Source organism: Gordonia aichiensis NBRC 108223, from assembly GCF_000332975.1.
In the GTDB taxonomy this organism is placed as follows: Bacteria; Actinomycetota; Actinomycetes; order Mycobacteriales; family Mycobacteriaceae; genus Gordonia; species Gordonia aichiensis.
This window is the reverse complement of sequence record NZ_BANR01000011.1, coordinates 30461-51486: the sequence shown is the minus strand read 5'-3', so window position 1 is coordinate 51486 and position 21026 is coordinate 30461. Positions and strand designations below refer to the sequence as shown.

19 protein-coding genes and 1 pseudogene are annotated in these 21026 nt (G+C 65.5%); 8 read left to right on the top strand and 12 right to left on the bottom strand.

The window, feature by feature from the left end; genetic code table 11:
• Nucleotides 1–49: 49 nt before the first annotated feature.
• From GOACH_RS12845 to GOACH_RS12805, 9 genes and pseudogenes are all read right to left on the bottom strand, one after another.
• Nucleotides 50–880, bottom strand: coding sequence for a DUF1295 domain-containing protein (locus GOACH_RS12845; RefSeq protein WP_005175244.1), 831 nt, complete (start codon nt 878–880; stop codon nt 50–52).
• Entirely contained in the window at nt 877–2244 is a 1368-nt protein-coding gene (locus GOACH_RS12840) for an SAM-dependent methyltransferase (protein WP_005175240.1), read from the bottom strand. Before GOACH_RS12840 ends, GOACH_RS12845 begins: the two co-directional genes overlap by 4 nt.
• The gene (locus tag GOACH_RS12835) at nt 2241–3041 is read right to left on the bottom strand and encodes a DUF1365 domain-containing protein (RefSeq protein ID WP_005175239.1); all 801 of its coding nucleotides are present in this window, start codon (nt 3039–3041) and stop codon (nt 2241–2243) included. Before GOACH_RS12835 ends, GOACH_RS12840 begins: the two co-directional genes overlap by 4 nt.
• A complete protein-coding gene (locus GOACH_RS12830; protein ID WP_005175238.1) occupies nt 3038–4402 on the bottom strand; it encodes an NAD(P)/FAD-dependent oxidoreductase in 1365 nt (454 codons plus the stop codon). Before GOACH_RS12830 ends, GOACH_RS12835 begins: the two co-directional genes overlap by 4 nt.
• A gap of 76 nt (nt 4403–4478) precedes the next feature.
• Nucleotides 4479–4895 (bottom strand): YccF domain-containing protein, encoded by a 417-nt coding sequence (locus GOACH_RS12825; protein WP_005175237.1) that lies wholly within the window; start codon nt 4893–4895, stop codon nt 4479–4481.
• A 40-nt stretch (nt 4896–4935) separates the two neighbouring features.
• Nucleotides 4936–6669, bottom strand: coding sequence for a dipeptide ABC transporter ATP-binding protein (locus tag GOACH_RS12820; RefSeq protein ID WP_005175233.1), 1734 nt, complete (start codon nt 6667–6669; stop codon nt 4936–4938).
• Nucleotides 6669–7664, bottom strand: a complete 996-nt coding sequence (locus tag GOACH_RS12815) for an ABC transporter permease (RefSeq protein WP_005175231.1) — start codon at nt 7662–7664, stop codon at nt 6669–6671. Before GOACH_RS12815 ends, GOACH_RS12820 begins: the two co-directional genes overlap by 1 nt.
• Entirely contained in the window at nt 7657–8583 is a 927-nt protein-coding gene (locus tag GOACH_RS12810; RefSeq protein WP_005175228.1) for an ABC transporter permease, read from the bottom strand. The genes GOACH_RS12815 and GOACH_RS12810 overlap by 8 nt, the downstream gene beginning before the upstream one ends.
• 4 nt (nt 8584–8587) lie before the next feature.
• A pseudogene (locus tag GOACH_RS12805) lies at nt 8588–10152 on the bottom strand (peptide ABC transporter substrate-binding protein).
• Nucleotides 10153–10388: 236 nt separating this feature from the next.
• Between GOACH_RS12805 and GOACH_RS12800 the strand changes: the two are divergent.
• The 5 genes from GOACH_RS12800 (at nt 10389) to GOACH_RS12780 (ending at nt 15151) form a co-directional block, all read left to right on the top strand.
• Nucleotides 10389–10646: a hypothetical protein gene (locus tag GOACH_RS12800; RefSeq protein WP_005175224.1), complete on the top strand. Its 258-nt coding sequence runs from the start codon at nt 10389–10391 to the stop codon at nt 10644–10646.
• Between the two features lie 105 nt (nt 10647–10751).
• The gene (locus tag GOACH_RS12795; protein WP_040518608.1) at nt 10752–12020 is read left to right on the top strand and encodes a helix-turn-helix domain-containing protein; all 1269 of its coding nucleotides are present in this window, start codon (nt 10752–10754) and stop codon (nt 12018–12020) included.
• 176 nt (nt 12021–12196) lie between these two features.
• Nucleotides 12197–13720, top strand: coding sequence for an acetaldehyde dehydrogenase ExaC (gene exaC, locus GOACH_RS12790; protein ID WP_005175218.1), 1524 nt, complete (start codon nt 12197–12199; stop codon nt 13718–13720).
• Between the two features lie 128 nt (nt 13721–13848).
• Nucleotides 13849–14298, top strand: coding sequence for a DUF779 domain-containing protein (locus GOACH_RS12785; protein ID WP_005175217.1), 450 nt, complete (start codon nt 13849–13851; stop codon nt 14296–14298).
• A 142-nt stretch (nt 14299–14440) separates the two neighbouring features.
• On the top strand, nt 14441–15151 hold the full coding sequence (locus tag GOACH_RS12780; protein ID WP_005175209.1) for a hypothetical protein: 711 nt from the start codon (nt 14441–14443) through the stop codon (nt 15149–15151).
• A gap of 39 nt (nt 15152–15190) precedes the next feature.
• Here GOACH_RS12780 and GOACH_RS12775 read toward each other — a convergent pair whose 3' ends face one another.
• Nucleotides 15191–16000 carry a PIG-L deacetylase family protein gene (locus GOACH_RS12775; RefSeq protein WP_040518633.1) on the bottom strand — a complete coding sequence of 270 codons (810 nt, stop codon included), beginning with the start codon at nt 15998–16000 and terminating at the stop codon, nt 15191–15193.
• Between the two features lie 192 nt (nt 16001–16192).
• Here GOACH_RS12775 and GOACH_RS12770 point away from each other — a divergent pair, with 192 nt between their 5' ends.
• The 3 genes from GOACH_RS12770 to GOACH_RS12765 are packed head-to-tail and all read left to right on the top strand — an operon-like array spanning nt 16193 to nt 18986.
• Entirely contained in the window at nt 16193–16684 is a 492-nt protein-coding gene (locus GOACH_RS12770; protein WP_005175205.1) for a hypothetical protein, read from the top strand.
• A gap of 23 nt (nt 16685–16707) precedes the next feature.
• Complete coding sequence (locus GOACH_RS24520; RefSeq protein WP_281168900.1) at nt 16708–16842, top strand: hypothetical protein; 135 nt, start codon at nt 16708–16710, stop codon at nt 16840–16842.
• Nucleotides 16839–18986, top strand: a complete 2148-nt coding sequence (locus tag GOACH_RS12765; RefSeq protein WP_005175203.1) for a DUF2254 family protein — start codon at nt 16839–16841, stop codon at nt 18984–18986. Before GOACH_RS24520 ends, GOACH_RS12765 begins: the two co-directional genes overlap by 4 nt.
• Before the next feature lie 17 nt (nt 18987–19003).
• On the opposite strand, the gene GOACH_RS12760 is transcribed toward GOACH_RS12765, so the two are convergent.
• Both GOACH_RS12760 and GOACH_RS12755 read right to left on the bottom strand, forming a co-directional pair.
• Nucleotides 19004–20269, bottom strand: a complete 1266-nt coding sequence (locus tag GOACH_RS12760; RefSeq protein WP_005175201.1) for a sensor histidine kinase — start codon at nt 20267–20269, stop codon at nt 19004–19006.
• Nucleotides 20266–20904, bottom strand: coding sequence for a response regulator (locus GOACH_RS12755; RefSeq protein WP_040518630.1), 639 nt, complete (start codon nt 20902–20904; stop codon nt 20266–20268). The genes GOACH_RS12760 and GOACH_RS12755 overlap by 4 nt, the downstream gene beginning before the upstream one ends.
• Between the last annotated feature and the right edge of the window lie 122 nt (nt 20905–21026).

Here is a 21026-nt window from a genome sequence, read left to right as displayed (position 1 = left end):
GTGCCGACCCTCAACCATGCCCGCGGTTCAGGGGCGGCGATCAGGAGGGTCACGGCGTATGACCCTGACTGCCGGCCCCCTCACGCTTCTTCGGCGGCAGCGGGAAGAAGTACGAGGTGCGCTGCTGATACCCGGGGTAACCGTCACGCTTGCTCATCGACTGCTCGAGCAGACGCGCTCCGGTTGCGTACACCAGGAAGTAGGTCATGACGACGGGTGACAGCACGGTCAGCACCCCGGGCCACGCCGACGCCGCGACGAGCCACATACCCCACCACACCGCGGAGTCGCCGAAGTAGTTGGGGTGGCGGGTCCACGCCCACAGCCCGCGATCCATGATGGTGCCCGTGGTGGACGGGTCGGCCTTGAATGCCTTCATCTGCGCGTCGCCGACGGCCTCGAACGTGATGCCGACAGCCCAGACCACCACGCCGATGATCAGCACGATCCACCAGAGCCCGTGCGTTGGATGCGCGACCGCGGAAACCTGAAGTGGCAGGGAGACGAACCACTGTGCAGCACCCTGGGTCGCGAAGATCTTGCGGATGACACGCGCCGGGGACGGATTGTCGCCGAGCACCTTCGCGTAGCGCGGATCCTCTCCCTTGCCACGGACTTTGCCGACCATGTGCCAGGTCAGTCGCAGACCCCAGATCGTGACGGCGATGGCCAGAATCCAGCGTCGGGTGATGTCGCCACCACCGAGGATCAGTGCGATCCAGCCGATACCGACGAAGCCGAAACCCCAGATGACGTCGACGACGTTGTAGTGCCCACGGCGACGCCCGACCGCATAGGTGACAGCCTGCAGGACGACGATGAACAGCAGCGACGCCCCGGTCACCACCCCGAAGCCCGCCCACCCGGTCAGCCCCGTCATGACCGTGCCTCCCGCGTGTCGTCGTCGCGGGTGAAGACGAGCTGATGGACGTCAAGGTAGCCCGCGCGAAAGCCTGCCTCGGAGTAGGCGAGGTAGAACTGCCACATCCGCATGAACGTCGAGTCGAAGCCGAGGGCTTCGACCTCGGCGCGTCGCGCGGTGAAGCGCTCACGCCACAGCCGTAGCGTCTCGGCGTAGTGGTTTCCCATGGCGAGGTTGTCGCGCAGGCGAAGTCGGGTGTGCGCTGCGGTGACCTCCTGCAGTGCCGACAGTGAGGTGAGCTGACCGCCGGGGAAGATGTATTTGTGTACCCAGGTGTAGGTGTTGCGGGAGGCGCGCATTCTGTCGTGGGGCATCGTGATGGCCTGGATGGCGACGCGGCCGCCGGGGGCGAGCACTCGATCGATTGTCGAGAAGTAGGTCGGCCAGTACTTCTCGCCGACCGCTTCGATCATCTCCACCGAGATCACCGCGTCGTAGGTACCGGTGACACTGCGATAGTCGAGCAGGTCGATCTGCACGCGGTCGGCGAAGCCGGCGTCCTCGACGCGCCGCATCGCCAGCTCGCGCTGCTCGCTCGAGAGTGTTACCGACCTCACGGTGGCGCCCCGCGCTGCCGCGCGCAGACACAATTCGCCCCAGCCCGTCCCTATCTCCAGCACACGGGAACCGGCTCTGACCCCGGCTGCATCGAGGAGTCGATCGACCTTGCGGCGCTGCGCCGCTGCGAGATCGTCGAATCCGATGTGCGGTGTGGCGCCCGGTCTCTGCCCGGAATCCGAATCGAGGGCGGGGTCGTCGAAGAGTGCGCTCGAATAGGTCATCGTCTCGTCGAGGAATGTCGCGAACAAATCATTGGAGAGGTCGTAGTGCCGCGCGATGTTGCTGCGCGTGTTGGCTGCCGTGTTCTCTTCGTCGGCGGGCTGGCGGGGCAGCACCAGCGCACGCAGCGTCTGGAGTGGCTTGGGGACGAGACGGGCGACGCGTTCGGCGAACGGTGTCAGAACACCGACGAGGTCGTCGGTGGTCCAGTCGCCCGCCATGAAGGACTCACCGAACCCGATCAGTCCGCCGGAGCCGACCCGACGCGCGAATGCAGCGGGGCGTCGGATGATCATGCGTGGCAACACCGTATCGGTCTTGCGGCCGCGGCGTGAACCGTCCGGGAACTCGATGCGGACCCCGATTCCGGTGGTCGCGTGTCGGAAGAGCCAGGCCGCGGCACGTCCGCGGACCCGTGCCGTGGTGCCGGTGGGTACTGCCGCGACGTCGGGCCAGCGACGGGCGTCGGCCGCCGAGAGGTCGGTGTCGAGTGCAGGCGACGACGTGCCCGACGAATCGGAGTCGGTGGTGGGGCTACTCATCGGTGACCTTTCTGGTTGAGGACGATCTCGGCGCGGCTGGTCGCGGACTGCTCGACCAGTGGTCGGGATGGTTGTGCCGGTGGCCGGGGAACGATGGGAAGTCGTCGGGCCCACAACCGGATTCCCTGGTAGCGGATGCGGGCCGAGACGACGAGCGGGGCGAATGGCGCGCGCAACTGGGTGGCCAGGATCGCGCGTGGGGTTGCCGGTTCGGTGCGACCCGACAGCGATGCGACAAACGGTTCGTGTCCTTCTCGTTCCAGCACGATCGAGACAGCGACGCGACCATCGGCGGGCGGCGGCATACGCAGCCGGTAGCGCCCCGAGACGTCGTTGAACGGCGAGACGTAGAACTCCTTCTCGACCTCGGCCCGTCCGTGATCGTCGAGTTCGACCACATAGCAGTGCCGTCCGCCATAGGTGTTGTGAACCTCGGCGACGGCGAACGCCGGTGAGCCGTCGACATGGTGGCACCAGTACACGCTCAGCGGATTGAAGACGTAACCCGCGACACGCGGCGAGGTGAGCACGAGGACGGTGCCGCCGGGCGGCTCGATCCCGACGCCGCGCAGGTGGGCGTCGAGCCTGTCGCGAAGTGTCTGTCCCTCGATGACCTGCTCGGGGAAGTGGTCGCCTGCGCGGAAGTGTGCGAGCACGCGCATCGGCCCGGAGAGCGTCGGCAGATGGTCGATGTCGACGAGCCACGAGACGCTCCGATATGTGAAGGCGTGTCGTATCGGCGTCAGTCGGGTATGCGTGATCCGGCTGTGTACCAGCTGCGTAGTGGACCCGGTCATGCCGACTCCCGTTCTGCGACTGCTGGTCTCGGTAGTTCTGCATCCCATGAGACGCCGAGACGTGCCGCCGCGCGTGCGCCCGACAGTGCGCCGTCCTCGTGGAAACCCCAACCGTGATACGCGCCCGCGAAGACGATCGAATCCGTGTCGATCTCGGGGAGGTGTTTCTGCGCTGCAACCGATTCCGTGGTGTAAACGGGGTGCTCGTAGGTCATCTCGGCAAGAACGGTCGATTCGTCGACGAGGTCGGTGCGGCCCAGGGTCACCAGCATGCGGGGGTGGTCGGCCCGCAGTCGCATGAGGCGGGTCATGTCGTAGGTGACCGCGACCTGCGACTCGTCGACGCTTCCCGAGCCGTCGTCGTGGATCTGGTAGTTCCACGACGCCCACGCCCGCCGTGCACGCGGCATCAATGAGACATCCGAGTGCAGCACAGCCTGTTTCGGTGCGTACTTGATCGCGGAGAGTGTTCGACGCTGCTCGGCGGTCGGGGCGTCGAGCAGCCGGAGTCCCTGGTGGGGGTGGGTGGCGATGACGACGGCGTCGAATCGCTGCGATCCGGCCGCCGTGGTGAGCTCGACTGTCCCATCGGGGTTCTCGCGAATGTGTCGGACCGGGGTGCTCACCTGAACCGACCCGCCGCGGCGACGGACGCCGTCGGCGACGGCCTGCACGTAGGTGTTGGAGCCGCCGACCACCGTGCGCCAGGTCGGTGAACCGAACACCGACAACATGCCGTGGTGGTCGAGGAAGGTGAAGAGGTAGCGCGCGGGGTAGCGGCCCGCGGTCGCGGCGTCGCACGACCACACCGCGGCGACGAGCGGCAGCATGAAGTGCTCGCGGAAGTAGGCGGAGAGGTTCTGGCGATCGAGGAAGTCCTCCAGGGATTCGTCGGACAGCGCGTCGTCGGAACCCGGTGTGTCGAGCAGTGCGCGCGCGGCGCGGTGGAAACGTGTCACCTCGCCGAGCATGCGGAGGTAACGCCACCGCGCGGCGTTACGCGCCGTGGGAAACAGCCCGGAGAAGCCGAGCGCGCCCGCGTACTCGAGGCCGGTCACGGCAGAGCTGACCGACATCGACATGTCGGTGTCCTGCGTCGGCACGCCGAGTTCGGCGAACAGTCGCAGCAGCGTCGGATAGGTGCGGTCGTTGTGGACGATGAAGCCGGAGTCGACGCCGACGGAGGCGCCGTCGGGCATGGTCACCGTGTGCGTGTGGGCGTGGCCACCGAGTCGGTCGTCGGCCTCGACGATCGTCACCGAGCTGTGTGAGGAGAGCACATGCGCGGCGGTCAGCCCCGCAACCCCGCTGCCGACGACAGCGACGTGCGATGGGGGGTCGGATCGTCGGCGGTTGGTCATATCCGGTGTTCGGATCCGGGTACCGGAGCGGATGGGTCAGGTCGAACGGAGTGTCTGGTCTGCATCTGCTTGATACTCAGACGGTTCTCGACGCGCCCATGACCGCATCGGTGCGTGTCGCGTCGCTCGGTACGATCCTCGCTCCGAGCGGGACGAGGGATATCGGGATCATCTTGAAACTCGCAAAACCCAACGGAATGCCGATGATCGTCAGACACATCGCGATCCCGGTCGTCAGATGCCCGAGAGCCAGCCACCAACCTGCGACGATGATCCAGATCACATTGCCGATCACCGACCATGCACCTGACTCGGGGTCGCGGACGACGCTGCGCCCGAACGGCCACAGCGCATAGTTGGCCATGCGGAAAGACGCGATTCCGAATGGGATCGTGATGATCAGGATGCAGCAGATGACACCTGCGACGACGTAACCGAGCGCCATCCAGAATCCACACAACACCAACCAGATGATGTTCAGCAGCGTTCTCATGCCTCCATTGTCGCCCTTTGACGACGCAGGCGGCGAGGGTTCACTGCTGGAGTTCGAGGTTTCGTCCTGGTATGGCCTCGAGCAGTTCACGTGTGTAGTCCGACGTCGGAGTGTCGAAGACGTCGTCGACGGTGCCGTCGTCGACGACCTTGCCCTTCTGCATGACCAGGACACGGTCGGCGATCTGGCGGACGACGGCGAGGTCGTGCGTGATGAACAGATAGGTCAGGTCGAGCTCACGCTGTAGGTCGTCGAGGAGGGTGAGGATCTGCTCCTGGACGAGCACATCGAGCGCGGACACCGCCTCGTCGCAGACGACGACCTCGGGGTTGAGGGCCAGTGCGCGTGCGATCGCGACGCGCTGGCGCTGGCCGCCGGAGAGTTCGTTGGGGAAGCGCTGCATCACCGACGACGGAAGTGCGACGAGGTCGAGGAGTTCGCGGACCCGCGCGATGCGGGAACTCTTGTCGCCGATCCCATGGACCACAAGCGGTTCGGAGATCGCGCGATAGATCGAATACATCGGGTCGAGTGAGCCGTAGGGGTTCTGGAATACCGGCTGCACGCGGCGTCGAAAAGCCTTGGCCCGGGCGCCGGACAGTGAGGTCACGTCGTCGCCGTCGAAATGGACGGTGCCCGAGGTGGGTTCGAGGAGCCCGAGCACCATGCGCGCGACCGTCGACTTGCCGGAACCGGATTCGCCGACGACGGCCGTGGTGGTGCCGCGGTCGAGGGTGAAGCTGACGTCGTCGACGGCGCGGAACGGCGATGCCTTGCGGAACGGCACCGAGCTGCGGATGGGAAAGTCCTTGACGAGGTTGGCCGCGACGACGACCTCGGCGGAGGAGGTTTCGACGCTGCTGCTGCCCCCGTTCTGCTCTACCTGCGCGGCCGATGACTCCGTTGGAAGCCCGCGATCGGCGCGGCGTGACGACAGTGAGGGTGCGGCCGCGACGAGCCGCTTGGTGTACTCGTGGTGCGGGTTGGTCAGGATCTCCTGTGCTGGACCGGATTCGACGACGCGTCCGCGGTACATGACGACGAGATGGCTCGCGCGCTCGGCGGCGAGTCCGAGGTCGTGTGTGATGAGCAGGACGGCGGTGCCGAGTTCGTCGGTGAGCCCCGCCAGGTGGTCGAGGATCTCGCGCTGCACCGTCACGTCGAGTGCGGAGGTGGGCTCATCGGCGATGAGCAGCTTGGGTTTTCCGGCGAGACCGATCGCTATGAGCGCGCGCTGCTTCATGCCGCCCGAGAACTCGTGGGGGTACTGACCTGCCCGCTTCTCGGGATCGCGCAGACCTGCCTGTCGGAGTACCTCGACGGCGCGAGTGCGGGCTTCGCCCCGTGAGGCGGCCCCGTTGGCCACGAGCGTCTCGCGGACCTGAAAGCCCACCCGCCACACCGGGTCGAGGTTGGTGTTGGGGTCCTGTGGAACGAGACCGATTCCGCTACCACGGATTTTCTCGAAGGTGCGACGCGACGCGTGCGCGAGATCGGTGCCGTCGAAGAGGATCGTGCCGTCGGTCACCGTGCCGTTGCCCGGGAGTAGCCCCAGCACTGCCGCAGCGGTCGTCGACTTGCCCGAGCCGGACTCGCCGACGATGGCGACCGTCTGGCCCGGGTAGACGGTCAGTCCGACGCCGCGCACCGCGGGAACATCACGGCCGCGGGAGCGGAAATCTACGCGCAGATCGGAGATCTCGAGGACCGGGGAGGGTGCGTTCGCCGGGTCGCCGGAAGGTGTCGCCGAGTCGACGGTGGTGTCGGTGGCCATCAGCGGGTCCTCGCCTTCGGGTCGAGCGCGTCGCGCAGTACGTCGCCGAGCATCATGAACACCAGCACGGTGATGGCAAGCGCCGCAGCGGGATAGAACAGGATCGGTTGACCCTCGCGCAGCAACTGCTGGCCGGCGGCGATGTCGATACCCCATGACACGGCCGTCGACGGCAGCCCGATTCCGAGGTACGACAGCGTCGCCTCGGTGACGATGAAGACGCCGAGCGAGATCGTCGAGATCACGATCACCGGCCCCAACGAGTTGGGGATGACGTGTGTGAACAGCGTGCGCAGCCGTGAGGAGCCCAGCGAGCGCGACGCGTCGACGAACTCCTCGTTGCGTGCCGAGATCGCGGATGAGCGCGCGATACGGGCGATTTGGGGCCAACTGAAGATCGCGAGAACGAGCACCACCGTGTAGACGGTGCGCGCCGAGATCATCTGCATGGTGACCACAGCCGCGAGGATCAGCGGGATGGCGAAGAAGATGTCGGCGAGTCGCGAGATGAGCGAGTCGAGCCAGCCGCCGTAGAAGCCCGCGAACACGCCGAGTAGTCCGCCGACGATCACGACCGCCAGGGTGGTCAGGATGCCGACGAGAACCGAGTCGCGCGCACCGTAGATCACCCGCGAGTAGATGTCGTGGCCCTGCAGATCGGTACCGAACCAGTGTGCGGAACTCGGTGAGAGCAGCGAGTCCTCGAGGTTCGCGTATTGCGGATCCTGGTGCGCGAACAGACCGGGGAACGCGACGATCGCCAGGATGATGATCAGCAGGATCATCGAGATGATGAACACCGGCTTGGTGCGGATCTCCTGCCACGCCGACTTCCAGAAGCCCGCGGGGTCGACGTCGTCGACGAACTCGTCGACCTTGAGCAACTCGACGTCCTCGGCGTCGGCGACGAACCGATCCTGGCCGGGGAAGATGCTGCGGGCGGCGTTGGGGGCCTCGCCCTTCTCGAGTGCATCGGTGCGTGGTGTGTCAGGCATAGCGAATCCTCGGATCGAGTGCGGCATAGAGCAAGTCGACGACGATGTTGCAGACGAGGTAGATGAGCACGAGCACGGTGACGAAGGAGACGACCGTCGGCGCCTCGCCGCGGATGACCGCCTGATAGATCGTTCCGCCGACGCCGGGGATGTTGAAGATGCCCTCGGTCACGACGGCGCCGCCCATCAGCACCCCGACGTCGGTACCGATGAACGTGACCACCGGGATCAGCGAGTTCCGCAGGACGTGCACGGTGATGACACGCGGCCGTCGGAGCCCCTTCGCCGACGCTGTGCGCACATAGTCTGCGGTGAGGTTGTCGGCGACCTCGGAGCGCGTGAGACGCACGATGTAGGCGAAAGAGACTGCGCCGAGCACGAATCCGGGAAGCAGCAGGTGGTAGAAGTCGAGGTTGCCGCCGACCGTGACCGGGAACAAGTGCCATTTCACGCCGAGCAGATACTGCGCGACGAAGCCCAGCACGAAGATCGGTATTGCGATGATGATCAGCGTGATGATCAGGATCGCGGTGTCATACCAGCGCCCCTTGTTCAGGCCCGAGATCACACCGAACACCACGCCACCGATCGTCTCCACGACCAGCGCGATCAGCGTCAGGTTCACCGTCACAGGGAATGCCCGCTTCATCACGTCGAACACCGGTTGCCCGGAGAACGACGTGCCGAAGTCGAGGTGGAACACCCCGCCGATGTAGTTGAAGTACTGGACGTAGAACGGTTGGTCGAGGTGATACTGCGACCGCAGCTGTGCGATCAGCGCAGGCGACATCGGCTTACCGCCGCCGAGCGCCGCGATGGGATCGGAGGGAACCAGAAAGACCATCGCGTAGATGAGGAACGTGGCGCCGAAGAACACGATCACCATCTGGCCGAGGCGGATCAGGAGATATCTCGTCACCGGCTCACTCCTTCGCTTCCTTGGTGATGCCCGGGTAATCGGGCAGGCCGTTCCAGGACAGTTGGGCCGTGACCTCCGACGCCGTTCCGCCCGCGCCGATGTAGTCCCAGAGTGGGATGTTGGGTAGATCCTGCAGCAGGGTTTCCTGGGCGACATTGGTGAGTTTGTAGGACTCGTCGTCGGAGCGTGCCCGCTGTGCAGCGTTCAACTCTGAGTCGAATGTGGGTGATACGTACTGCGAGTCGTTGGAACCTGCACCCGTGACGAAGATCGGCGCGAGGAACTCCAGCATCGACGGGTAATCGCCCTGCCAGCCGGTCCGCGCTGCGGTCTTGATCGTCTTCGCGGTGATCTCCGATCGGATTTGCTTGAACGTCGGTTGCGGCGCCCCGTGCGAGTCGATGCCGAGAGTGTTCTTGATCTGGTTGCACACTGCGTCGACCCAGACCTGGTGATCACCGTCGGAGTTGTACGCGATCTGGAAGGACCCGTTCCACGGTGAGATGGCGTTGGCCTCCTGCCAGAGTTGCTTAGCCTTCTCCGGGTTGTAGTCGAGCACGTCGCTGCCCGGGATGTCACCGCTCCAACCGGGGAGGGACCGCGCGGTGAAGTCTCTCGACGGCGTGCGGGCACCCCGGAAGACCACCTTGGTGACCTCGGGACGGTTGATGGCCATCGAGATCGCTGCACGACGCAGCTGTCCCTCGCGTCCCGCGGCGAAATGAGGCAGGTAGTAGGGGATGGCGATCTGCTGGTTGGAGGCCGTCGGCTTGGTCAGTGCGTGTGCGCCGAGGCCTTCTTGTAGGAGTTGAGTGCGCTGACCGGAATGGTGTCGGTGACGTCGAGGTTGCCGGAGGTGAGGTCGGTGTAGGCGGTGTCGAGGCTGGAGTACAGCACGAAGTCGATTCCACCGTTACGCGGCTTGTCGGGACCCTTGTAGTCGTCGTTGCGCACCACGTTGATCTGGACGTTGTGCCGCCAGGCATCTGGCCCCGCCATCTTGTAGGCGCCGTTGCCTATCGGGTGCTCACCGAATTCCTTTGCCCCCTCGGTGAAGAAGACGTCGGGTAGGGGCTTGAACGGTGTGAAGCCGAGGCCGAGCTTGAAGTCGATGTTCGGTTGTGTCAGCCGAACCGTGAAGGTGTAGTCGTCGACGACCTTCAGACCGGACATCTCGTCGGCTGTCGAATTCTCTCCTGCGACAACGTCATAACCCTCGATCGGTTCGAAGAAGCTCTGTTGTAGCTGCGCGTTCTTGGTTGCGGCGCCGAAATTCCATGCGCGGACGTAGTTCTCGGCCTTGACGGGAGTGCCGTCGGTGAACTTCCAGTCCTTCTTGAGGTGGATCGTGTAGTTCTGGTTGTCGGTGGTGTCGACCGATTCCGCGTTCGCCAACTGCGGCTTGCCGTCGGCGTCGTAGGCGTAGAGGCCGGTGAACAACGCGTCCACCACGCGGCCACCGCCGTTCTCCGCGGTGTTCGTCGTGAGGAGGCCATTTTGTGGCTCGGTGCCGTTGACGCTGATGATCGCGTTCGGTCCGGTCGTGTTGACCGTACGCGCGCCGTCCATGCTGCAGCCCGTGGCGACCAGTGCGGTTGCCGAAGCGAGTGCGGACAGAACGAGCGCGACGTGCCGGCGTGGACGATGTCGGCGTCGCAAACGAGCCTCCCCCGGATCATTGTGTTGTAGACATTCCTACTGACTCTACGACCTCGAAAGTTAGACCGGCTCACCAAAAAGTACGAATCGGACAACGAACTTGGTGCGGCCCTGCTCACGTCGCGAAACACGGATACCCTGGTGCGGTGAATGCCAACTCATCCGAGCAGACCAGGGTCGTCCTGTGGTCGGTGGTCACCACGCTGGTCCTCATCGTTCGCTTTCTCGCTGTACTGCTGACCGTCGTGTGTGTCATCGCGTGGGCGATCGCCATGCTGCGCGATTCGTGGAACAACGTCTTCTTCATCCCGGCGATCGTCTCCGCTGCCGCGCTGATCGTCAGTACCTATCTCTACAGCTACCTGCGCGCTCGCTACCCCAGGAGAAACGGTCGGCTCCTGTAAACAAGTGCGCGGACTCCGGTCCGCATGCGGCACCCCGTTGTTGCTGAGATCACACCATCCACGGCACAATCGGAGGAACGTCGGGGTGATCAACGGAGGGCGCGCATGAGAGATGCTGCAGCGGTGTCCTCGTCGATCCGTCGGGCGTACGAGCAGTTCCTGGCCGGAGGTGCCGTGCCCGAGACCGTCCGATCGGTCGTCCGCGACTCGTGGGCGCGCTCGCTTGAACGCGGCGTCGACCCTGGAGCGGGCGGCACGTCACCACTGGAAATGAGTGACGAGGAGTTCGCACGCTATCGGGAGGCGCACCCGATCACCGCGGTGCGGCCCGTCGTCCAATCGCTCATGCTCGACGACATCGCCGATTCCGGTGTCGTACTGGCGCTGACCGACAATGTCGGCAGGTTGCTGTGGGTCGAAGGCGAGTCCTCTGCGCGCGACCGGGCCAGCCGCATCAACTTCGTCGAGGGCTCGGTGTGGAGCGAAGAGGTCGTCGGCACCAACGCGCCCGGCCTCGCCCTCGCCACCGGAAAGAGTGTGCAAGTCGTTGGACCCGAACACTTCTCCAGTCCGGTGCAGGAGTGGAGTTGCGCCGCCGCACCCGTGCACGATCCGGCAACGGGGCACGTCATCGGCGTGATCGATGTGACCGGCGGCCGCGAGGTGGCTGCGCCGTTCGCCCTCGCGGCGGTGCGGTCGGTGGTCGCCGTCGTCGAACGCGAGCTGAAGGCGCGGGCCGTCGATCTGTCGCAGGCGTCGACGTTCGACACCGGTTCACAGGCTCGGCTGACGGTGCTCGCCGACAACTCATATCGATGGCAGCGTGGTGTCGGTGCGCCGGGCGGCCGGGCACTGTCGCGGCGGCACGCGGAGATCCTGCTGCTGTTGCAGCACTATCCCGAGGGTCTCAACACCGAACAGCTCGCGTTGATGCTGGCCGACGACGGCGTGGACCCGGTCACCGTTCGCGCCGAGATCTCCCGGCTGCGCCGCGATCTGGGAAACGACGTGATCGAGTCGCGTCCGTACCGGCTGACCGTCGAGTTGTCCTCTGATGTCGGCGACCTGCGGGAGCAGATCGCCAACCACGGCGATCTGGTTCCGGTGATCGAGGCGATCGGCCGCGGAGGACTGCTGGTGGAATCCAACGCCCCGGGCATCTCGGAGATCTTCGAGGAACTCCGGGAGGACGTGCGCTCGCGGGTCATCGCCGAGGGGCAGGTTGCGGCACTGCGGGCCTGGACGTCGTCGGTCCACGGCCGAGACGACCTCGCCGCCTGGCGCAGGCTGGAACACCGACTCCCGGTGGGGCACCCCGATCGCGCGCTCGTCGGCGGCCGGATCAGGATTCTCGATCGCCGCTACGGCGTGTGATTCGACGGCGCCCGCCCCCACCTAGCCTTCTGAGCTGCGGTTTCTCCGTCATGCAACGTTGCAAACGCTCCTGCAACGTGTCTGCAACCACACAACTCCTACTGTGTGCAGCAGATCACACACGGCCCATCGGCGGCTTGTGTGGCAACGAGAACACCGCACTGAGGAGCGACACAATGACTGTCTACGCAAAGCCGGGCACTGACGGCTCGGTGATGTCCTACGAGTCCCGCTACGACAACTGGATCGGTGGCCAGTGGGTCCCGCCGGTAAAGGGACAGTACTTCGAGAACCCGTCGCCGGTCGACGGCAAGACCTTCTGCGAGGTCGCGCGCTCGACCGCTGAGGACATCGACCTCGCACTCGACGCAGCGCACAAGGCCGCCCCCGAGTGGGGCAAGACGTCCGTCGCCGAGCGCGCGCTGGTGCTGCTGCGCATCGCAGATCGCCTCGAGGAGAATCTCGAGAAGATCGCCATCGCCGAGACCTGGGACAACGGCAAGGCTGTCCGGGAGACCCTGGCCGCAGACATCCCGCTGGCAATCGACCACTTCCGCTATTTCGCCGGCGCGTTGCGTGCCCAGCAGGGTTCGATCTCGGAGGTCGACGAAGACACCGTCGCCTACCACTTCCATGAGCCGCTCGGCGTCGTCGGCCAGATCATCCCGTGGAACTTCCCGATCCTCATGGCGGTCTGGAAGCTCGCTCCGGCTCTCGCCGCGGGCAACGCGGTGGTGTTGAAGCCCGCTGAGCAGACCCCGGCGTCGATCCTGTACGTCATGAGCCTCATCGCCGACCTGGTTCCCGCCGGTGTCATCAATGTGGTCAACGGTTTCGGCGTCGAGGCCGGCAAGCCGCTCGCGTCGAGCAACCGCATCCGCAAGATCGCCTTCACCGGTGAGACCACCACCGGTCGACTGATCATGCAGTACGCGTCGGAGAACCTGATCCCGGTCACCCTGGAACTCGGTGGCAAGAGCCCGAACATCTTCTTCAATGACGTCATGGCAGCCGACGACGGCTTCTTCGACCGTGCGCTCGAGGGCTTCTCGATGTTCGCGCTCAACCAGGGCGAGGTGTGTACCTGCCCGAGCCGCGCGCTCATCCAGGAGGACATCTACAACGACTTCATCGACAAGGCGGTCGATCGGGTCTCGAAGATCAAACAGGGCAACCCACTCGACACCGACACCATGATGGGCGCCCAGGCGTCGAACGACCAGTTCGAGAAGATCCAGTCGTACCTCGCGATCGGCAAGGACGAGGGCGCCAAGGTCCTCATCGGCGGCGAGGCGGCACACCTCGGCGGCGACCTCGAGGGCGGCTACTACATCAAACCGACGGTGTTCGCGGGCCAGAACAGCATGCGCATCTTCCAGGAGGAGATCTTCGGTCCGGTGCTGGCGGTCACAACCTTCAAGGACTACGCCGACGCCATCCACATCGCCAATGACACCCTCTACGGGCTCGGTGCGGGTGTGTGGAGCCGGGACGGTGCGACCGCCTACCGCGCGGGCCGCGAGATCCAGGCCGGTCGCGTGTGGACGAACACCTACCACGACTACCCGGCACACGCCGCCTTCGGCGGGTACAAGCAGTCGGGTATCGGTCGAGAGAACCATCTGATGATGCTCGAGCACTACCAGCAGACCAAGAACCTGCTGGTCGGGTACGCGCAGAACGCCAAGGGCTTCTTCTGATCCCTGATAAGACGACGAACGCCGCCGCGCACCTTTTCCCAGGTTGTGCGGCGGCGTTCGTCGTGTGCAACGCGCCTGCAACCGGAAAGCGACTAGTCTGTGGTTCAGATCACAGTGAGAGGTACATGATGAGCAGTGCAGAGTCCAGCACGCCTTCCGCCGACGCGGAGGTTCCCGATCGAGTGATCGCCACAGACGCCGCCGTGCAGCTCCTGACCAAGTTGTCGGAGCTGCACGGCGGGCTCATGATCCACCAGTCCGGCGGATGCTGCGATGGGTCGGCGCCCATGTGTTATCCGGTGGGCGATTACCGCGTTGGCCAGCGCGATGTCCTCGTCGGAACCATTGATCTGCCCGAGCCGCTGCCGAATGTGCGGGTCTGGATCAACGGCGATCAGTTCGAGTTGTGGAAGCACACCCAGCTGATTCTCGACGTGGTGAAGGGGCGCGGCGCGGGCTTCAGTCTCGAGGCTCCCGAAGGGGTGCGGTTCATCTCCCGCGCGAGGGCTTTCACTGAGGACGAGAACGCGGTTCTCGCGGCGAATCCGCCGCTGACCGGGGCTTCCGTCGACGCCTGATCGCTCGGGCGTTCGTTTCCGCTCCGCCTGATGAGTCCAATTTCGTATTCGCTGCAATTGTCGGTCCTTTGGTCTGCTAGCTTGCTCACATCGTCAGAGACGAAGTGGTCGGGAACACAAAGTCAGAACAGAGGAAGTACAGATGAACCGCAAGATCAGTTGCTCAGTCGCGTGTGCAGCCGTGGCGGGTGCCGCGACATTCGCAATACCCGCTACCGCGTCTGCCGCCCCGGTGTCGTCGACGAACTGCGCCAGGATCTCCACTCCGTTCAGTCCGAATGGTTGGGGGAACAGTGTGCCCGACGAGCGCGGGCAGGCTGGCAAGATCACGTCCGCCAAGGCGGTGGATGACGACGGCTCGTTGCAGTTGGAGACCTCGGCATCGAAGCCGAAACGGGCGTCGTATCACTCGGCGGGCAAGCTGCCGTTGGCCGACATCGCGAACACGCCCCTCAGCTTCGAGAAGTCTGCGGGCAATGCCAATTGGCAGATCCGTATCACCGGCGCCAACACCGGTGAGTCCAGTGGCTTCGCGACGCTGGTGTGGTCGGCGCCCGATAATGCGGGCAAGGTGGACGCGGCGTCGTCGAATCAGTGGTGGGCGACGCGGGACCTGCCCGGTATTGCGCGCGGACACAACGTGACCTTGAGCGACCTGATCGCGGCCGCGAACTCGAACGGCAAGAAGGCTGTCGTCGACCTGTACGGAATTTCCAGCCAGCCGGGCGGTACGGCTGACGCGAAGGTCAACGTCGACCAGGTGACCTTCCACGGCTGCACGACCAACTTCGCGGTCTCCAAGGGCGGAAACGGGTCACTCGGCTTCGAACTGCCGAGCTTCGGGTCCTCCTAGTCTCCGGGCGGCCCACAGTACGTGTCACCTAGCCAGGCATCAGACCCGGTCGAGCCACCAACCCCGCACCATGCCGGGCGGCCGACCGGGTTCGATGTAGTGCTCGGTGCCGAATACGAACGGAAACACCTCGGCGGGTAGGGCCAGGAGCTGACGAACGTCGCTCTGGCTGGCGTGACAGGCGAGCGCTTCACGCTTGGCGGTCACGTCGTCGCCGAGGTCGACGGCCCAGTGCAATTCGGCCTCGGGTGTCCCAATCGGATTGCCGTCGTCGCCTGCGGTGTCGGGGTCCATTTCGCTCGGATCCATGCCGGCGGTCATCCCCAATTCGGAAGCGAGAGCGACCAACTGCCGCATGAGGTCACGGTTCATCGTGACTTCGAGATAACGCGGCCGCTTGGCGGCGAGTTCTGTCGCAGCTCGGGTGGTGCGGTGCAGCATGACGTGGTCGGGATGGCCGTAGCCGCCGTGCCAGTCGTAGCCGACGACGACGTCGGCGTCCTCCTCGTCGAGGATGTCGGCGAGACGACGAGCCGCTTCGTCGAGGGGTGCTCGCGAGAAGACGCCGTCGGCGTCGTTCTGTGCCCAGCCGGTCATCCCGGAGTCGCCGTACCCGAGCCACGCCACGCGCGCGGTGCCGGTGATCGCCGCCGACGCCTCCGCCTCGCCGCGTCGTCTACTCACCACCGTCTCGCCGGGTGCGAGATCGTCGGGAACGTCGCCGGGATCGCCGTCGGTGCAGTAGACGACGACCACTCTATGCCCCTCCCGCGACGCACGGATCATGCTTCCCGCGGTGGCCGTTCCCTCATCGTCGGGGTGGGCGTGGACGAAGACGAGTGTGCTCACGCCCTCCAGCATCTCAGGTCGTGTGTCTGGATGCTGCAGAGATCGACACCCGCGCATCCCCCGATCGGTGGATGACCGCTCATCCATCGGATCAACCGCACAGCGGATGGGGGACAGGGGGTTTCGGCAGCAGACTCAATGGTGTTCAAGGAAACAGCATCGGTCGCGGGACCGAGATTCGAGGAAGTCACCATGTTCACCACCGCTCAAGACCGCATCAACACCACCGCCGGCACCGTGGCTCCGACGAACCCCATCCGCCGCCGGAAGCTGGTGGTCGGAATCGTCGCAGGACTGGCCCTTGTCATCGCCGTCATCGCCGGAGCGCTGATTCTCGGCCATGGAGGTTCGACGCACGCCGCCACCGCGCCGTACAGCGCATCCTCATCGACGGGTGGCGGATCGTCGCAGCCGTCCAACGGCACCGGTACGGTGTCGCCTGCTGTGCCGTCGACTCCGACGAACGACGTCTCTCCTGCACAGCCGTCGACTCCGACGAACGATGTCTCTCCTGCACAGCCGTCGACTCCGACGAACGATGTCTCTCCTGCACAGCCGTCGACTCCGACGAACAACGTCTCGCCCGCTCAGCCGTCGACTCCGACGAACGACGTCTCGCCCGCTCAGCCGTCGACTCCGACGAGTGCAAGCGGCTCCTCGACGACGATGTCGTCAGCAGCCTGAGCGACGTCGAGCGCACGACGGCCGTGGCCACTGTGGTCGCGGCCCTCGTGCTTTCGGCTGCCGTGTTGTCGGTGATCGCCCCTGCAGGCGGCAGCATCGGCAGTAGGCTCATCGACATCGAGACGACGTTGTGGGCGCAGGCGAAGGCGCTGCGATGACGGCCTGGTTCCATCATTCGATCGTTGAGCCGGGCCGTCTTCCGCTGTTCCTGTTCCTCATCGCGTTCATCGTGACCTTCCTGTTCATCAGGATCAGTGTGCGGTTGATCCGCGCCGAAGTGAGTTGGTGGCCCGGCAATGTGGCTCCGGGTGGCCTCCACCTGCATCACGAGTTCTTCGGCGTGATCGTCATGGTGTTGTCGGGTTTCGGTCTGATCGCTGTGGCGCGCTTCGACACCCCGATCGCCGACTGCGTGCTGGCCGCAGTATTCGGGGTGGGGTGCGCTCTCGTCCTCGACGAGTTCGCACTCATCCTGCATCTGCGAGACGTCTACTGGGAGAAGGAGGGCAGGGCGTCGGTCGACGCCGTGTTCGTCGCCATCGCGATCGGGGCCTTGTTCCTGATGGGGTTCCGCCCACTCGATCTCACCTCGGCCGCAGACGAATTCAGAGACGATCCCAATGTTGCGGCACGGATCGTGGTGGTCGCGGGTATCGCGGTGAACGTCGTCCTGGCGGCCATCACACTCGCAAAGGGCAAGCTGTGGACCGGTCTGGTCGGGATGTTCATTCCGGTTCTGCTCGTTGTCGGCGCGATTCGGATCGCGCGCCCATCGTCGCCGTGGGCGCGGTGGTTCTACGGCACTCGAGAGGGTAAGTACGACAAGGCGGTACGTCGTGAACAGCGGCTTCGTGAACCGCTGATCCGGTGGAAGATCGTCGTGCAGGAGGCGCTCGCGGGCAGATTCGGCGTGCCCGACCGGCCGCCGGACGTGCTGACCGAAGGCATCGGCACGGAATCGCCTGTGACCACACCTGCAGAGGTCACCGTCCCCAGCAGGGTTGCGACGGCGGTGCGATGGCGACGGACACGGCGTCGACTGCGCGTCGTCCCCACGTGGCGGCTTCCCGTCGTACTCGTGGTGTGCGCGATCGTCGCGGCGGTCCTGTGCATCACGATCGACGAGAATCTCGGTCTCGACGTCGACTCGGGAACACTGGCGACCGTGCTGGGCGTGATCGCCGGTGCCACGGCCACTCTCACCGGTTTGGTGTTCACCGCGGTGACGCTCGCGATGCAATTCGGCGCGTCGCAGATCTCGGTCCGTGTCATCCCGATGCTGCAGCGCGAACCGGTGATGCGCTGGTCCATCGGGTTCTTTCTCGCGACATTCGTGTTCAGTGTGATCGTCGCGATGGATCTCGCACTGTCGGGCCCCGACGACGGGACTCCCGGCGCGTCGACCGCGATCGCTGCCTTCTTGACCGTGGTCTCTGCGATGCTCTTCATCGCGCTGATCGCCAAGGTCGGTTCGGTTCTCAACGTCGCACAGTTGATGAGATGGATTGCGGCTGACGGCCGGGCCTCGATTCGACGCCTCTATCCGGCGACACACGCCCGGGTGGCGACAGCGCGGACGACGCCCGACAGGACCTTCGATGACGAACCGAGGCACGTCATCACGCTGCGCGAGTTCGGGTCCAGAGGCCGAGTCCTCCTCGCGGTCAACGTGCCGATGCTCGAACGCTACGCCGCGACGTGGGGCGTGCGGTTCGATCTGCTCGTGATGGTCGGCGACAACGTGCCGCACAACGTCGGCGTGATCGCGGTGGTCGGGCAACCACGCGGCGGTCCGATCGCTGAATACAAAGTGTTGCGGTGCCTGCTGTTCGGCGATCTACATCAGCCGTCGGTGAGTCCGGTCGCCGCGCTGCAGGCCATCTCGGATATCGCGCTGAAGGCCATCTCTACTGCGGGCAACGATCCGAGCACCGTCGTCCTGGCTCTCGACCACATCGAGGACCTGCTGTTGATGCTCGCGCCGCGCGTCCACGCAGACGCGATCACGCGGTCGCCTGCGGTGCGCGGCTACCGACGCACCTGGGCGGACTATGTTGCGATCGGCACCGACGAGATACGCCGACACAGTCACGGGCAGGCACAGGTGCACCGTCGGCTGCGGGCACTGTTCGTCACCGTGGCCGGACAGTGCTCCGCTGACCAGCAGTCGCCCATCCTTGCGCGACTCGAAGCGCTCGACGAGCAGGTCGGCCACGAGTGGCCGATCGCGTTGGACCGCCGCCTGGCATCGGAACCGGACCGACAGGGCTATGGGTCGGAGCGCGGCTCGACGCTCGAGTGAGCGGACCCTACCTTGTCCTACGCGCTGGTTGCCGGTACCTCGGCGATCGCGGCGGTACCACCACCGGGGCGTCGGGTGACGGTCAAGGAGCCGCCCTGCTGTTCGAGGCGCACACGCCGCGCCACCAGCCCGATGTGCCCCTCGGCGACTCTCCGGTCGAGCATTGCGTCGTCGACGCCACGCCCGTCATCGACGACGACGACCCTGGCCATCCCATCGTCGAATTCGACCGACAGCTCGACGTTGCGCGCGTCGGCGTGCTTGACAACGTTCGTGAGCAGCTCGCGTGCCGCGGCGAACAGCATCGGGTCCGACGTGGTGCGCAGCTCGGCGGGCCAGCCCACGGTGTCGACCGAGATACGCAGCGCCGTGCGGCGTTCCACCGAGACCGCGAGGTCGGTGATCGCGGCGGCGAGCCCCGCTTGTTCGAGCACCGCGGGGTGCAGTTCGCCCAGGGTCGAGCGCAGTAGTCGCGACGCTTCGCGGAGCGCGTCGTCGGCTCTGTCGAGTGCGCCGGGGTCGGCACCGGCGCGCACCGAGTCGAGCTCCTGTCGTGCGCCCAGCACATACTGCAGCGCGCCGTCGTGGAGATGCTCGGCCAGTTCTCGACGCTCCCGCTCCTCGATGCGCACGGTGTCGTCGAGCAGTCGAGCACGTTGTGCCGCAAGTGTTCCGATGGTCGAGACCCTCGAACGCTGAACGGTCGAGAGCATCACCGCGCCCAGACCGAGAGTCGCGACGACCCACGTGCGCATCGCGATCAGAGACCACGGCTCCCCGTTGGGGACACGGGCCAGTGCGCTCGCGATGAAGTAGACGACGACGGTCGGGACGACAACCAGCGCACAGATTTTCGGTCGCAGTTGGGTCGCGGCGATCATCGGCACGACGACGAACCCGTTGACGAGGACGTCAGAGGTCCAACTCGTCTGGTCGGAGCGGCTCGCGACGACCGCAAGGACCACCAGCACAGCGAGATCGACGAAGAGCGCGAGCCACGCGAACCGGATCATCCCGATCCGGATCCGGGAGACCGCGATGAGTCCGACCGCGCACCAGACCGCGTAGAGCACCGCGACGACGATGCAGAGCGCGGCTCCGTCGGCGGGCGGGTCGAGCAACACCGTGGCGAGCACGAACACCGCGAGCAGCATGCGCAGCACCACCTGCACGCGAATGCCGCGTAGCGCGTGGTCGACGAGGATCTCGGAGATGTGGGGCTCGTCGACCAACTCGGTCAGGCCCAGGAGTGGACCCGCGGTCGTCTTCCCCCGCATGATCATTCGAGCAGGCCGCGACGCATCGCCTCGGCGACGGCCGCGGCGCGGTCGGACACCCCGAGCTTCTCGTAGAGGTGCTGCGCATGTGTCTTGACCGTGGATGCGCCGATGAAGAGTTCTCCCGCAACCTGCGGAATGGACAGACCGCGCGCGAATCCCTCGAGTACCTGCCGCTCGCGCTCACTCAGGGTGGGTCCGTCTCCCCGGGCATGTGCCCTGATCTCACCGACGAGTCCCGCTGCCAGTTCGGCGGGGACCACCGTCTCGCCCTTGGCGACCCGTGTGACGGCTCCGACGATCTCATCGCGCCCCGACTCCTTGCTCAGGTATCCCGCTGCGCCCTTCTCCAGTGCGGCAAAGACGATCGGGGCGTCGGTGACTGCGGACAGCAGCAGGACGCGCGTCGGTAGCCCGTCACGGGTGACGGCATGCGCGACGTCGACGCCTGTCAGCCCCGGCATCTGATAGTCGACGACCGCGACGTCGGGTCGCTCATCGCGGATCAGCTCGAGGCCCGCGGGGCCGTCACCCGCCTCGCCGACCACCCGGACGCGGCCGCTCTGGGTGAGTCCGCGGGATATGCCGTCACGAAAGAACGGGTGATCATCGACGACCACGGCCGTCACAAGCGATTCCACCGGCTCAGAATAGGCGTCCGACGTCGTTGTGAGTCCGCGATACACGTAGCGGCCCGAGAACCCGTGTTTGTCGCGCGTATCCTGCATTTTCAGCGTCGATGTGGTAGCCGGATTTCGATACT